Raw genomic sequence first — 14,872 nt, 5'->3', positions numbered from 1 at the left:
ATCGCTTGCATAGCGCAAACCCTCCCGCCGATACTGCGGGCGAGTGATTTCAGTCCAGGGCATCCGTGGCTCCGTCGTGTCTCGCAAACCAACGGAATCACAACCCGCTGAAATCACTCAACCCTTTCTCAGTCAGACACTAAGGCTTGATCTTCGTCATCGTGGAATTCCTTCCTCAGAAGGGGACCCATTCGCCGCTTACACAATTATTCTGACAGCCTCCGCCGTGCCGAAGCGATATGCAAGAAAGCCGACCGAGAAACGCACATTCCTGGCAAACCCACTTACTCGCCAAGCCACAAAACCCGCAATCTATCAATAAGTTATAAATTCTTCACGGACGACTCACTCGTTTGCTCCCTCATATGCCTGCGCGCATTGCAAGGTAGGTTTTGAAAGACATTCTAACATCATGGGCTTCAGTCATGCCTTCCCTATCGGAGAACGCATTGGGATGGAATGGATCATAGTGGACGAGGTCTTCATATGCCCGTCGGCAGCACCGAATATGCCTCATACCAAGGCTCGCTGATGGCGACCCATGGTATCGAGTCTTGGTTTTGCGCGCCGCCGCCGGCCAATCCGGCGCGCGATACCAGATCCCGCGACGGCTGGAAGAGTCAGCCATCGCGGGATCTGGTATCAGAACCTTTCCAACCGGCAACACGGCACATGCTCACCCCGTCGGAGACGCCGCTCTGGCAATTTCAACACAACTCGTGACGACACCTGTGGACAGTCTCCAATAGCCGAATCGTTGTAACAGAAGCGCCACAGGTGATTTGGGTTTCCCCAACCTGACTCGGTTGTTACAATACAGGCTATGTCGGGACAGACGAACTCGCAGCAAATTGGGGCACTGCCGCCCATCCAGCCAATCGCTGATCTTTCACCTAATGAAAGACGGACGCTGCTTGCCCGCCTCCTGCGGAGAAAGGTGAGCGGGTCCCCTCTATTCCATCCTCTCTCCGATAACCAGCAGGGGATCTGGTTTTTGTCCCAGTTCGCGCCGAACAGCTCGGTCTACAATGTCAGTTTTGCAGGGCACATCCACTCCGACGTAGATGTCCCCGCTTTCCGGCGCGCGTTTCAGGCACTGCTAGATCGTCATCCTTCCCTGCGAACCACGTTTGCGGTGCACGCCGGCAAGCCCGTTCAACAGATCCACGAACATCAGCAGGTCCACTTCGAGGAGGCTGATGCCTCGAACTGGTGCGGAGATGACCTGCAAATGCGGCTGGTCGAGGAAACCCAGCGTCCGTTTGATCTCGAGCGAGGGCCGGTCACGCGGGTGAATTTGTTCACGCGATCGGCGCGGGAACACATTCTGTTGCTGGTCATTCATCATATCGTGGTTGATTTCTGGTCTCTCGCGGTGATCCTGAACGAATTCGCTATACTGTATCTGGCAGAACAAGCCGGTCGACCACTGTCTCTCCCGGCCCTTGATTTGCAATACACGGACTTCGTTCGGTGGCAGGACGGAATGCTTGCGGGGCCGACCGGAGGACGTCTCTGGGATTACTGGAAAAAACAACTGTCCGGCCAGTTACCCGTGCTCAATCTGCCCACTGACCGGCCGCGACCGCCGGTTCAGATGTTTCGCGGCGCGCAGCACGATTTTACTCTGAACGATGACTTGGCTCGACGGCTCCGAACGCTTGCCAAAGCCGAGGGAGCGACGCTGTTCATGGTCCTGTTGGCGGCGTTCCAACTGCTACTCCACTATCACAGTGGCGAGGAAGACATCCTTGTGGCCTCCCCCATGGTCGGACGGAGCCGGGCCGAGTTTGAAGGAATCGTAGGCCTTTTTGCCAATCCGGTTGTCTTGCGCGCAAACTTCTCCGGGAAGCCAACGTTTCGGGCATTTCTGGGCCAGGTGCGTCGCACGGTGTTGGAGGCGCTCGAGCATCAGGATTACCCCACTCTGCGCTTGGTTCAACGGCTCCGGCCGCCCCGGGATCTTAGCCGCCCGCCGCTCTGCCAAGCGATGTTCGTCCTGGATAAACCTCACCGGGCCACCGATCAGGCGGTATCGACATTTGTGGGCGGCGAGACCGGGCTGCGGATGGGGCATGGCGAGCTTGCTATGGAGTTGATCCCGCTGGAACGCCGGTCTGCAACTCTGGATCTGGTCATGTTGGTCATTGAGACGACCGGATCACTTTCAACCTCAATCCGCTTCAATGCCGACCTGTTCGACGCAATCACGATCACCCGAATGGCGGAACATTTTCGTGCGCTGCTGGAAAGTGTCATCCGTGATCCGGCTGCTGCGATCAGTGACCTGGAACTTCTGACAGATGCTGAGCGTCAGCAGATTTTGGTCGATCTCAACAATACGAGGGCAGATTACCCAAAAGATAAGTGCCTCCACCAATTGTTTGAGGAACAAGTCCAGCGGACACCGGACAACGTCGCCATCCTGTTTGAGGGACAGCAACTTACATATGCTCAGCTAAACGCCCGCGCCAACCAGGTGGCCCATCACCTCCAAGCCTTAGGCGTTGGGCCGGAGGTACCGGTGGCAATTTGCATGCAGCGCTGCCCGGAGATGGTCGTCGGCCTTCTTGGCATTCTGAAAGCCGGCGGAGCTTATGTGCCGCTAGATCCCGCCTATCCGAAGGAGCGCCTGTCCTTTGTGATGGAAGATGCCCATCCTGCGGTGCTGCTGACGCAAGGGCACATGATGCCGAGCATGCCTGAGCGCGGGATCCACGCTGTTTGCATGGACACCGGGCGGGAAGCCATCGCCGCGATGAGTGAAAAAAACCCGGCAGCCAAGGCAACCGCCGAGAACCTTGCCTACATTCTTTACACCTCCGGCACAACGGGACAGCCCAAAGGAGTCATGGTCGAACACCGTGGGTTGTGCAATGTCATCACTTGGATAACCCAAACGCTCGAGCTATCGGTCGAAGACCGCTGTCTTCTGAAAACTCCGATCACGTTCGATGCTGCCGGACGTGAACTGTACCCGATCTTGCTAACTGGTGGCAGGCTTGTCATTGCTGAAGCGGATGGTCATCGCGATAGTCGTTACTTGGCAGAGACGCTCCGTGGCGCGCGCATTTCCATTTTTCACTGCGTTCCATCTCTTCTGCAGTTCCTCGTCGAGGAGCCGGCATTCGATGACTGTCCCGCCTTGCGTGCGATCATGTGCGGCGGCGAGGCCTTGCCGACCCAAGTGGTCGCTCGGTTCCAGCGCCGCTCAAGGGCCAAGCTTTATAACGTTTACGGCCCGACCGAGACGATCATCGACTCGACATATCGCTTATGCGACGAGGCCAACAACTTTTCTTCGGTTCCGATCGGACGGCCGATACCGAACACGCGCATATACATCTTGGACAATGAACTACATCTGCTGCCGATCGGGGTCGCAGGCCAGATGCATATCGGCGGGGTGGGTGTGGCGCGAGGGTATCTGAACCGGCCAGAGTTGACCGCCGAGAAATTCATTCCGGATCCATTCAGCACAGAGCCTGGAGCACGACTGTACAAGACGGGCGATTTTGCCCGCTATCTGCGAAACGGGAACATCGAGTTCCTTGGCCGCGCCGATCACCAGGTCAAGATTCGCGGTTTCCGCATCGAGCTGGGGGAAATCGAGGCCGCGCTTGGCCAACACCAAGCCGTCCGGCAGGCCGTTGTTTTGCTTCGGGAAGATGCGCCAGGAGAGAAGCGGCTGGTGGCTTATGTGATCGCTGAATCCACCGCTGACGAGTTGCGCCGCTCTCTCAAGGACAAGCTGCCCGACCATATGGTGCCAGCAGTCTTCGTGCTGCTCGATGCCTTCCCGTTGCTGTACACCGGGAAGATCGACCGCCGGGCACTGCCGGCACCGGACAAAGCCCGACCCGAATTGACCAAGGCCTTCGTGGCACCCCGAACTCCTACAGAGGAGCTGCTTGCAGAGATATGGGCACAGCTTCTTGGCATTAAACTAATAGGTATCCACGACAATTTCTTTGATCTTGGTGGGCATTCGCTTTTGGCGACTCAGGCTGCTTCCCGAATGCGCGAGGCCTTCGAGGTCGAAATTCCGCTGCGCCGACTGTTCGAGGCACCAACCGTGGCCGGTCTGGCTGAAAGCATCGAGGCTGCTCGGGAGGCCGGGCAGAATCTGGTGCTGCCGCCCATCCTGCCGGTTCCACGGAACGAAGACCTGGTTCTTTCATTTGCCCAGCAGAGACTGTGGTTTTTCGATCAGCTTGAGCCTGGGCTTTCAGCCTACAACATTCCAGCCGCCGTTCGTCTCAAGGGGCTGCTCAACCTGGCGGCGCTGGAGTGGAGTCTCAATGAAATCATCAAGCGTCACGAATCGTTGCGTACGACTTTCGGGAAGGCGGCTGGACGGCCTACGCAACTGATTGCTCCGGCCTTAACAATCAAGCTGTCGGTCGTTGACGTGCGAAAGCTGCCGACGGGCGAGCGGGAGGCCGAGGTCCGGCGACTGGTCACCGCCGAAGCCCAACTTCCCTTCGATTTGTCCCGAGGTCCGCTGTTACGGGGTACCGTATTGCGATTGGGCGATGAGGAGCACGTGGGGCTGCTGACGATGCACCATATTGTCTCCGACGGTTGGTCGACGGGAATACTGATTCAAGAGCTGGAGACGCTCTATCTCGCCTTCTGCGCAGGCGAGTCCTCGCCGCTGCCTGCGCTGCCCATACAATATGCGGATTTCGCACACTGGCAGCGGCGGTGGCTGCAGGGTGAAGTCTTGCAAACGCAGATTTCCTATTGGAAGGAGCAACTGGCTGGCGCCCCGGCTGTTGTGGACCTGCCGGCCGATCGCCCCAGACCGGCAGTGCAGACTTTTCGAGGTGCGCGCCAGTCATTGGTGCTGTCCAGACATCTGCATGAAGGGCTCAAAGCGCTATGCCGCGAGGAACGGGCGACCGAGTTCATGACGTTGTTGGCGGTGTTCACGGTCTTGTTGTATCGCTACACGAACCAGGACGACATGATCGTCGGCACGCCGATCGCCAACCGTAACAGGCGAGAGATCGAAGGACTTATAGGGTGCTTCGTCAACGCACTGGTCCTGCGGACAGACCTTTCCGGAAATCCCCGTTTCCGGGAACTCTTGCGGCGGGTGCAAAAAGTGTGTTTGGGAGCGTATAGCCATCAGGATCTGCCCTTCGACCGACTGGTCGAGGAATTGAAGGTGACGCGGGATCTGAACCGCAATCCGCTCTTTCAGGTGATGTTCGTGCTGCAGAATGCTTCGCTGCGGACAGTCGAGCAACCGGGCCTGGTTCTAAGCCCGGTCGAAGTGGACAGCGAGGCGGCCCATTTTGATCTGACCCTGCTGATAGCGGACGCCGACCAAGGGCTAACAGCCGCATTTGTGTACAATACCGATCTGTTCGAGGCGGCCACGATTGCGCGGATGCTGGGGAATTTTCAGACGCTGTTGGAGGGCGTGGTCGCCGACCCCGAGCAGCGCCTGGCGGACCTGCCACTGTTGACCGAGGCCGAGCGACAGCAAGTGCTGGTGGGATGGAACAGAAGCCGGGCCGATCATCCGCCGGACTTGTGCATTCATCAGCTTTTTGAGGCGCAGGCGAAGCGAACGCCGGACACGATTGCCGTCGTGTCCGAGACGGAACAGTTGACGTACGGGGAGCTGAACCGCCGCGCCAATCAACTGGCGCAACATTTGCGTGCGCTCGGGGTCGGGCCCGAGGTCATGGTGGCCATCTGCCTGGAACGCTCGTTGGAGCTCGTCATCGGCTTGCTCGGCGTTCTCAAGGCGGGCGGGGTGTACGTGCCTTTGGACCCTGCCTATCCGCAGGAGCGCCTGGCCTTTATGTTGAGAGATGCACAAGCGCCGGTGCTGTTGACCTGGGAGCGGTCAGCGTTGGGGTGGGCGGAGGAGAATGCCAAAATCATCTGCCTCGATTCAGGCTGGGAGATGATTGCCCGTGAAAGCGATGAAAACCCCGGCAATCCAGTTCGCCCCGAAAACCTGGCGTATGTCGTCTATACGTCGGGATCGACGGGGCCGCCCAAGGGCGTTCAGGTTTCGCATAGCGCTATTGCGGGTCACTGTCAGAATGTTCAAACGACCTACGAACTGGACTCCCGCGATGTCGTGCTCCAGTTCTGTTCGTCGAGTTTTGATGTGTCTCTGGAGGAGATCCTGCCGACACTGATGATTGGGGCACGACTGGTGGTCATGGGGGCGAACGTCTGGCATCCGGCGGAATTTCATCGAAAGATTGCGGAGTTCGGGCTCACGGTCCTCAATTTGCCGACCGCCTACTGGCAGGAACTGACGCGAGAATGGGCTTGCTTCGAGGAGCTGGTCCCGAACATTCAACCGCGGCTCTTCATTATCGGCAGCGATACGATGTTGCCCGGTGCGCTCAAGCTCTGGCAGCAAACCCCGATGAATTCAGTCCGGCTCATTAATGCTTACGGCCCGACGGAGGCGACGATCACGGCAACTTCCTGCGAAATCGTGCCCCATCGTGGTGAGACCATGGGGTATCAGCGCGTGTCCATTGGTCGTCCCCTCTCTGGCCGAGCGATCTACATTCTGGACGAGCATAGCAACCCCGTCCCGATCGGCATGCAAGGTCATCTTCATGTCGGCGGAGCCGGTTTGGCACGAGGGTATTTGAATCGGCCGGATTTGACCAACTCGACGTTTGTTCCAGATCCCTTCAGTGCTGAGCCAAACGCGCGAATGTACAAAACCGGCGACCTGGCCCGCTATCGGCTCGATGGGAACATCGAGTTTCTCGGTCGGACCGACCAGCAGGTAAAGATACGAGGGTTTCGCATCGAACTGGGGGAAATCGAGGCCGCCCTTGGCGAACACCCGGCCGTGCGCGAGGCCGTGGTGCTGGCGCGAGAAGACGCATCAAGCGACAAGCGTTTGGTGGCCTATGTGGTTGGGGACTGCACGACCGATGAGCTGCGTCGCTTTGCCAAAGACAAGCTGCCGGCGTTCATGGTACCGGCGACGGTCGTGCTGCTAGATGCCTTGCCATTGATGCCTAACGGGAAGATCGACCGCCAGGCGCTGCCAGCGCCGGATCGATCCAGACCGGCGTTGGAGAAGGCATTCGTCGCGCCCCGCGATGATCTGGAGCGCCAACTCGTGCAGATCTGGGAGGAGGTTTTAGGCGTTCTGCCGGTCGGGGTGACGGACAATTTTTTTGAGCTGGGAGGGCACTCTCTGTTGGCAGTGCGCCTGTTTGGCTTGATAGAAACCCGGCTGGGCAAGAAACTTCTGCTAACAACTATCTTTCAGGAGGCAACGATTGAGGACCTCGCGGCTGCTTTACGTCAGCAGGCCATGCCTGGTCCACAGTCAGCGTTGGTGGCCATTCAACCTGAAGGCAGAAAGCGGCCGCTCTTCCTGGTACATCCGGCTGGCGGACATGTTTTTCCCTACATTCATCTGGCGCGGTTTCTGGGCCCTGATCAGCCCTGCTATGGGCTGCAGGCCAGGGGCGTGGAAGATGAACAGGATCCGCACGCGCGGATCGAAGACATGGCGGCTACCTACATCCAAGCCCTGCAGACCGTGCAGCCGACGGGACCGTACCTGCTTGGAGGATGGTCCATGGGAGGCATGGTTGCCTTCGAGATGGCGCAGCAACTTCACGCGCAAGGCCAGCGTGTGGCGCTGCTTGCCATGCTGGATGGTCGGATTCCCACGCCCGATGCCACGTTTCCCGAACAAGATGCCGACGCGATTTCGTTGGTAGAACGTTATTTCGGCATTTCGTTCGGCCCGATGGAGTCGCTGACGGAGCTTCCCGAAGGCGAACAGTTGGCCGTTATGCTGGAACAGGCAAAGAGCGCCGGCCTGGTGCCCGCGGAGCTCGATGTTTCCCGAGCTCGCCGGTTTGTCATGCTCCTCAGGAACGATCTACGTGCGGCGCAGGCCTACGAACTGCATCGCCACCCAGGTCGAATAACCTTCTTCAAAGCGTGTGAAACGCTGGACGGCGCGCCCGCGGACCAGACAATGGGCTGGAGCGAGTGGGCCAGCGACGGCGTGGAGGTCCATGTCGTTCCGGGCAATCACGCCAACATGATGTACGCGCCTCACGTTGAAGTCCTGGCAAAGGAGCTGACGGCGTGCCTCAACCGTGCGCAATCCGCGGTGACGGAACAAAATGACACAGCCGCTCAGGTCGCTCAATGACTGCCGCGCCGACTTTTGACTCCTGGATTGCCTTCCGCAAACCGAACCCGCAGGCCCGCCTGCGCCTGTTCTGTTTCCCGTACGCGGGAACCGGTGCCGCGCTTTTTCGCACTTGGTGGAGCGATTTGCCAGCTTATGTCGAAGTCTGCCCGGTTCAGTTCCCCGGTCGGGGAACTCGGCTGATGGAGACACCGTTCACTCAGCTTTCGCCGCTCGTCGAGACCCTTGCCCAAGCGCTCGGTCCGCTTCTGGACAAGCCGTTTGCCTTCTTCGGTCACAGCCTGGGCGCATTGGTTGGCTTTGAACTCGCCCGCCAGCTCCGAAGACAGTCGGGCGCTCAGCCGGTTAGGCTGTTTGCCTCTGCGGCTCGCGCGCCGCAGATCCCGCCTAGACATCGCCCGATCCATGCGCTGCCCGACGAGGAATTCCTGGAAGAACTGCGCCGCCTGAATGGCACTCCCGGCGAGGTGTTGGAGCATCCAGAACTCATGGAGATCATGCTTCCTGCGTTGCGGGCGGATTTCGCCGTTTACGAAACATATGCGTACTCGCCCGAGCTTCCTCTCACTTGCTGCATCTCCAGCTTTGGCGGCTTGCAGGATCGTAGGGTGAGTTGCGATGATCTTGGCGCCTGGCGTGAACAGACGACCGCATCCTTGTCGCTGCGGATGTTTCCCGGAGGCCACTTCTTCTTGAACGCAGTTCAGCCGCTGCTTCTTCAGGTGCTCTCACAGGAACTGCACAGAGACGAGTGAGAACTGCCATATGAAAGCAGTCTTCATCATTCCGGCTGATCCTCTGTGGCGCTCTCCACCGGAAGCCTTTGTATTAGGCCGCGATGAGGTTCATGTCTGGCGAGCGACGTTGGATCAGCCTAAATCTCAGAGTGAGAGCTTTCTCCCAACCCTTGCAGCGGATGAACGGACGAGGGCGGAGCAGTTTTATTTCGAGACACATCGCGAGCGCTTTATTGTCGCTCGCGGCGTGCTCCGGGCCATCCTCGGCTGCTATCTGAATCGAGCGCCCGAATGCCTGACGTTTTGCTACGGTGCTCATGGAAAGCCTGCCCTTGCCGGTGATGCCGACTTGGATACGATCCGCTTCAACGTATCCCACTCTCACGGAGTCGCCCTCTATGTGGTCACGCGTGGCCGGGAGGTGGGTATCGACCTCGAACGCATATGCTTCGATCTGAAAGTGATGGAGATCGCTGAGCGGTTCTTCTCAAGACGGGAAGTTGCGATGCTCCAGACACTCCCACCCGGAATGCAGCGTCAGGCGTTCTTTCGCTGTTGGACGCGCAAGGAGGCCTACATCAAGGCCCGGGGCGAAGGGCTTTCCCTGCCATTGGACCAGTTTGACGTGTCGCTGGTTTCCGGGGAATCGGAGATAGCGCTCGGGATTCAACGGGACCCATTCGAAGCCTCCCGTTGGTCCCTTCGGGAACTTCCCGCCGCAACGGACTATGTGGCCGCTCTTGCCGTGGAAGGACACGGCTGGCGTCTTGCCTGCTTACAATGGCCGGACCCAGGTCGGTAACTAGTCTGATTTGTACAACGAGTTTCTTTTCCGCGCCCATCTCGTGGCAACTTGATTTACGATCAAGAAAGTGACCAATGTCACGGGTGCAGCGATGATAATCGAGCCAATGAGCATGGCAGCGTACGCATCCCAGCCTTTTTGCAAAACCTCCCACAGCCGTGCGTGATCCAGCGCCAGAGGACGCTGCACTGGGAGAATCAACTTTCCCAGTCGATATTCCGCGAGCCAGATCAAAGGCAACAGCGGGGAATAAAGAATCGCCGTCGTTGCCCCGGCGATCGCCGCGATAACGCTCATTTTCAGCAGCCATGCCACCACGGTTGCTACGGCTATTGGCGATGGATTCAGCGGCAGGAAACTGGCGATGATGCCGATAGAGAAGCCGGCCGCGATTTGATCCGGCCGAGCATTGAGGTGCAACAGCTTTTTCCAGGTCTCTCCGACTCGTTGTTTGAGGGTGGGCCTGCTCATATCTCACGGCTCGGGTCTGGCATGTGCCACATCACTGGCGATCTGCCCATCACGCAAGTGAAGCAGTCGGTGCGCCCGGTCCATAACCTGAGGATCATGGGTGGCATACACAAAAGTCGTCCCGTGAGCGCGATTCAGTTGCTCCATCACTTCGAGGAGAGCGGTTGCCATCACCGAGTCCAGATTCGCCGTAGGCTCGTCCGCTAGAATAAGCGCCGGTTCACTGATCATGGCGCGCGCCACCGCGACTCGTTGTTGTTGCCCGCCGGATAACTCCCCGGGGCGTCGACTTTCAAGGCCGGAAAGACCGATTTCGGCGAAGAGCTTTTGCACTCTTTCTTTTCGTTGCTTTGTGGGTACCCCTTGCAGGAGCAGGGGGAACTCGGCGTTTTCCTGGGCCGTCAGGACCGGGAGCAGGTTGTAAGCTTGGAAGACGAAGCCGAGACGCTGCAGCCGCAGACGGGCCAGTTCTCCTGCAGATAGCAGTTGAAGGTTCCTTCCGTCCACCAACACCTCGCCAGTATCGGCGCGATCGAGTCCACCGATGACGTTGAGCAATGAAGTTTTGCCGCATCCAGACGGACCCGCTATTGCAACGAATTCTCCCGGAGCGACCTGGAGACTGATCCCGCGCAGTGCCAGGACCTCGATTGCCCCTACGTGGTAGCTTTTCTTCACGTCCCTCAGCTCGACCGCCCATTCAATCATATCTTTCCCCCATCAAGCTAAAACACCCTCAAGGCGGTAGGCAGTTTGGTTCGTGCGGCCCTGAGCGCCGGATAAATGGAGATGACGGTCGCAGTCAGGAATACAATGCCAACAGACCAAGCGATACGCGTTAGGCTCAGGCGCGAGTAGATAATCGGGTCAAAAACGAGGGCAGCGGGGAGGCTGCTTGCGAAGAACCAGCGCAGATCCAACCCATAAGTGGCGAAATAATGCTCGATGCTCAATCCCAGGACGAGCCCTAGTGTTAGGCTGATCGCTGTGAGCGTCAATGACTCGACGATGACCATGATGGCTAGCTGCGCAGGTCTTAGACCCAAAGCCGAAAAGAGCCCGAATTCATAGCGGCGTTCGAGTACTCGCATAAGGACGGTGTTCAGTATCCCCAATCCGACGACTGAGAGTACCACAGCGTTCATGATGTAGTTAAAGGCATCGTCTAGTCGGAAGAGCCGAGCCAGAGTCGGCATGGATTGCCGCCAAGAAAGAATTTCAACGGGAAACCCGGCTAACTTCTCCCGCAACTTCCGGGCCACTATCGGCGAGTCCCGCTCCTGTTCCAGCAGGACCGCGACCAGAGTGACCCGGTCAGGCACTCTGAGGAGAGTTTGGGCCGCAGGCAACGGCAACTGGATGACGTGGGCGTCGATCGCTTGGACACCCGTGCGAAAGATCCCATTCACCCGCAGCAGAGTGCTCTGCATCTCTCCGCCACTCGCGTTGGACGCCGCCGCGTTGGATGGCTGTAGCGCCTGAGTCATGAGCACGACCCGGGCTCCGATCGTTATCGCGAGCCTGCGGGCCAACTCGGTCCCAATGACGATACCTGATTGTTGGTCGTTACCGAGATAGGTCCCCTCAACCATCCGTTGGGGAATCAGGGATACGGAACGCTCGTCTTTGGGGATGACCCCCATGATTCTCACCCCGTCAGCGTTGGCTGCCGAACTCAGCAATCCGGAGGCCAGCAGTCTGGGACTCAGACCACGCACAACACGTCTCATAGTCTCAGTTTGCAAGAAGGCCTCGGTCGCAGACACGGCGGAGGCCGACAGCAACAAGTCCTGGGAGTCCGTCTGCTGGTACCCGTGTGCCTGGACGACAACGTGTCCGGGGCCAAGCCTCACTGCATTATCGATCATTTGGGCGTGGCCGCCGTCGAGCAAGCCCAAAGAAACTAGCAGCAAGGCCAGGCCCAAACCCAAAGCCGACGCCGTCAGCAGGGTCCCGCGAGGACTGCGCCAGAGGTTACGCCATCCTATTTTCGCTAGCAGAAGCATTCCCACCATTGCTAAACCTTTCGGAGCGCCTCCGCGGGGCGAAAACGAGCTGCTCGCAATGCAGGGTAAAGCGCAGACGCCAGAGTCGCGAAGGCAAGTCCCAGGGCGGCCTGCGCGTACGCAGTGAAGTCCTGCCGACCGTACCAGAGGGGGCCGACAACGACTCCGGCAAGAGAGACCGAGCCTCCATTGCCATCCAGGTTCAGGCCATGCTCCTGCAAATACCAGAGGAGCGGAGACCCGAGCGCTCCTCCCAAAACCAAACTGGCTCCTGCGAGACTTGCGGCCTCTGCCAGAACGAGACCAACTACCTGCGCCGGTCGCATTCCCACGGCCATCAGCATGCCAAACTCACGCGTCCGCTCGATGATCGCCATGAGCATGGTGTTTACGATGCCCATGGCTGCCAACAGGAAAAAAATGAAGAAGAGAATGAATGTCACACGACGATTGAACTGGACATAGTCAGCCAGCTCCGGTGCCAGCTCCTGCCAAGGCATTACTTGAACCGGAAGGGATTTGCTCAGCAGTACATCAAGTGTCGCTGCCGTGGTCGTTGCCATGGTGACGTTGCGCAGTTTAATCGCGATTTCGTGGATTCTTCCCGGCGGCAAGCGCAACAGCTTCTGCAGAGAAGCAAGAGGCATGACCACCAGACTCTGGTCCATTGCGGCAAGCCCCGTGTGAAAGACTCCCGTTACCGTGTAAAGGTCATTTCCCATTGAACCATCGACCGCCGAGGTCAACAGGACGATTTTCGACCCAACCTTGGCGCCAATCGCCGAGGCGAGCTTGTCTCCCATCACGACACCTTTAGGCATTTGTCCGGTCAAATAGTGCCCTCCTACCATCCGAGTTTGCAGCACCGTAATCTTCTGCTCCTGTTCGGGAACGACGCCGAGAAGCTGCACCCCAGCTGATTGATGGGTCCCGCTAACCAAGCCGTAGGCGTACACTCGAGGACTCGCGGCCTCAACGCGAGGGTCGGCGGTGATGGAGGCAAGCAGGGCGCTGACATCTGTTCCGGTTGCTCCTCCCAAGGTCTGCTGAATGGAACGGTCTGGGTAGTAGCCTGGCGCATGCACCTGGATATCGGACAGGCCGAGATCGGTTCCGGTCTCAATCATCTGCTGCCTCAGCCCAGCCATCAGGCACGCAACGAACAGCAGCATGGCATAGCCCAGGCCGATAGCCGCCATGGCGATCAGCGTCCGAGCGGGATTATACCAGAGATTGCGCCACGCGAGCCGCAACAGCGGTCCAGTCATGGCTTCAGATTCTTCAGGGAAAACGTCGTGTCGCTGATTGGCGCGTCGAAGACGATGTTATCGTATGTGACTGTTGTCTGTTGACCCGGATGGTCCAGCGGCCGCATGACCAGATGCGTAGGAATGAGCCTCCCGCCCACATGCGCGTAGTCGGAAAACAACAGTTCGCGGACAAGCTTCCCACTCTCGTCATAGTAGCGCTGCCATACTGGCATCAGGTCGGCTCGGCGGATTTCCAACACAACTTTCCCCCACACTACCGCCGCCGCCGGCTTCGGTGAGAGTGTATAATCCGATATCGCGACCCCACCGCGATATCCTACGAAAGAAGTCATAATCGTATAGTCGTTGGTGAGGCGAGTCTGGCTGGTCAGGTCATCGAGGGTGAAGTCACTGCCCATCCACGGAGTCATCATCATCGAACCCGACATTGCAATCGTGCGGTTCGCCTTCGGCAGATACATCCATGCTTTGTTGCCAACTTTGAGGATGGCCGTGCCCGCATCCTCGCGCGGCTGGCGAATGCGGACGAGAACCTTCGACTGGCCGACTGACCAGAACTGCATCAATATCTTGCGATGCAAGCCTGGCTTGGTGATCTCCATTTCTACGGTGGCGATGGTGGATTGGCCGGTAAACAGCCGAGTCACTCGGCCTACGATTTCCCGCGCCTGTCGATTATCCGCAGGTTGAGCCGCCTGCCCCGAGCCCAACCATACCAGCCCGGCGCAGATCGCGAGCCATCTTCTTTGCCGTCCTATAAAGCAACGGGTCTTCTGCGGAGGATTGGAAAAGCCGGAGCCACAAAAAGGCGGCGTCATCAAAATGGGCGTGGTTAGCGTCACGCCCTCTGTAGCTCGTCCAGAAACGGCACCTATGCTTTTGACCCATGCAGTAGCGAGCATTGCCAACGATCCTCGAACGGTGGCCGAGTTGCCACGAGTGTTTGGCGCCATGGTTCTCTTCTCGTCATTTGTTGCTGTGCGCTAAGGTTGGCACAGCGGGTCTGTCCAGGACGCAGTCCTTATGCTTCTTCGATACCTTAGGTTTTCAGATCTCCCGTACGCACGATTTCAAGCCGTCCAGCGATCTTTTCTTCGTGAAGACGTTGCACGACTTGCTCGGTTTCAGCTGCATCAAGCACGTGTGTCACAGCGGCAAATAGCACGGGACCATCACTTTGTTCACGGCACTCAACGTGCTCGATGCCGCCATTCTCGCCCGGTTCAAATCCCGCCGACGTGAGCCTAAGGGGGTATGGAATCGATCTCCTCCTCCGCCAACATATTGCTGAGCAATGAACTCACTTGCTCATCCGAGAGCCGGTGCAGGTTGGCCAACAGGCGTTCCGCATCTTGCTGCTCCTCCAGCGGTGCGACCGCCGGGGCCAAGGGCATTGTGGGATCGGCGGC

Annotated in this window: 8 protein-coding genes; 3 read left to right on the top strand and 5 right to left on the bottom strand. The window is 58.4% G+C overall.

The window, feature by feature from the left end:
• The first annotated feature begins 823 nt into the window (after positions 1 to 823).
• Genes VMU57_RS13440 through VMU57_RS13430 form a run of 3 tightly spaced genes read left to right on the top strand, consistent with a single transcriptional unit; the run spans position 824 to position 9,712 of the window.
• The gene (locus tag VMU57_RS13440) at positions 824 to 8,173 is read left to right on the top strand and encodes a non-ribosomal peptide synthetase (RefSeq protein WP_325384228.1); all 7,350 of its coding nucleotides are present in this window, start codon (positions 824 to 826) and stop codon (positions 8,171 to 8,173) included.
• On the top strand, positions 8,170 to 8,928 hold the full coding sequence (locus tag VMU57_RS13435; protein ID WP_325384226.1) for a thioesterase II family protein: 759 nt from the start codon (positions 8,170 to 8,172) through the stop codon (positions 8,926 to 8,928). The genes VMU57_RS13440 and VMU57_RS13435 overlap by 4 nt, the downstream gene beginning before the upstream one ends.
• Positions 8,929 to 8,938: 10 nt before the next feature.
• Positions 8,939 to 9,712, top strand: a complete 774-nt coding sequence (locus VMU57_RS13430; protein ID WP_325384224.1) for a 4'-phosphopantetheinyl transferase family protein — start codon at positions 8,939 to 8,941, stop codon at positions 9,710 to 9,712.
• Here VMU57_RS13430 and VMU57_RS13425 read toward each other — a convergent pair whose 3' ends face one another.
• From VMU57_RS13425 to VMU57_RS13405, 5 genes are read right to left on the bottom strand one after another with little or no spacing between them, the layout of a single operon-like run.
• Complete coding sequence (locus VMU57_RS13425) at positions 9,713 to 10,186, bottom strand: DUF2062 domain-containing protein (RefSeq protein WP_325384222.1); 474 nt, start codon at positions 10,184 to 10,186, stop codon at positions 9,713 to 9,715.
• Positions 10,187 to 10,189: 3 nt separating this feature from the next.
• Positions 10,190 to 10,894 (bottom strand): ABC transporter ATP-binding protein, encoded by a 705-nt coding sequence (locus VMU57_RS13420; protein WP_325384220.1) that lies wholly within the window; start codon positions 10,892 to 10,894, stop codon positions 10,190 to 10,192.
• Between the two features lie 17 nt (positions 10,895 to 10,911).
• The gene (locus VMU57_RS13415) at positions 10,912 to 12,192 is read right to left on the bottom strand and encodes an ABC transporter permease (RefSeq protein ID WP_325384218.1); all 1,281 of its coding nucleotides are present in this window, start codon (positions 12,190 to 12,192) and stop codon (positions 10,912 to 10,914) included.
• A gap of 11 nt (positions 12,193 to 12,203) precedes the next feature.
• On the bottom strand, positions 12,204 to 13,460 hold the full coding sequence (locus tag VMU57_RS13410) for an ABC transporter permease (RefSeq protein WP_325384215.1): 1,257 nt from the start codon (positions 13,458 to 13,460) through the stop codon (positions 12,204 to 12,206).
• A complete protein-coding gene (locus VMU57_RS13405; RefSeq protein WP_325384213.1) occupies positions 13,457 to 14,416 on the bottom strand; it encodes an outer membrane lipoprotein-sorting protein in 960 nt (319 codons plus the stop codon). The genes VMU57_RS13410 and VMU57_RS13405 overlap by 4 nt, the downstream gene beginning before the upstream one ends.
• Positions 14,417 to 14,872: the final 456 nt, after the last annotated feature.

Origin of the sequence: Edaphobacter sp. (assembly GCF_035532915.1) — a bacterium.
Lineage (GTDB): Bacteria > Acidobacteriota > Terriglobia > Terriglobales > Acidobacteriaceae > Edaphobacter.
The sequence above is the reverse complement of the archived record's forward strand: the minus strand, read 5'-3'. Positions and strand labels throughout refer to the sequence as shown.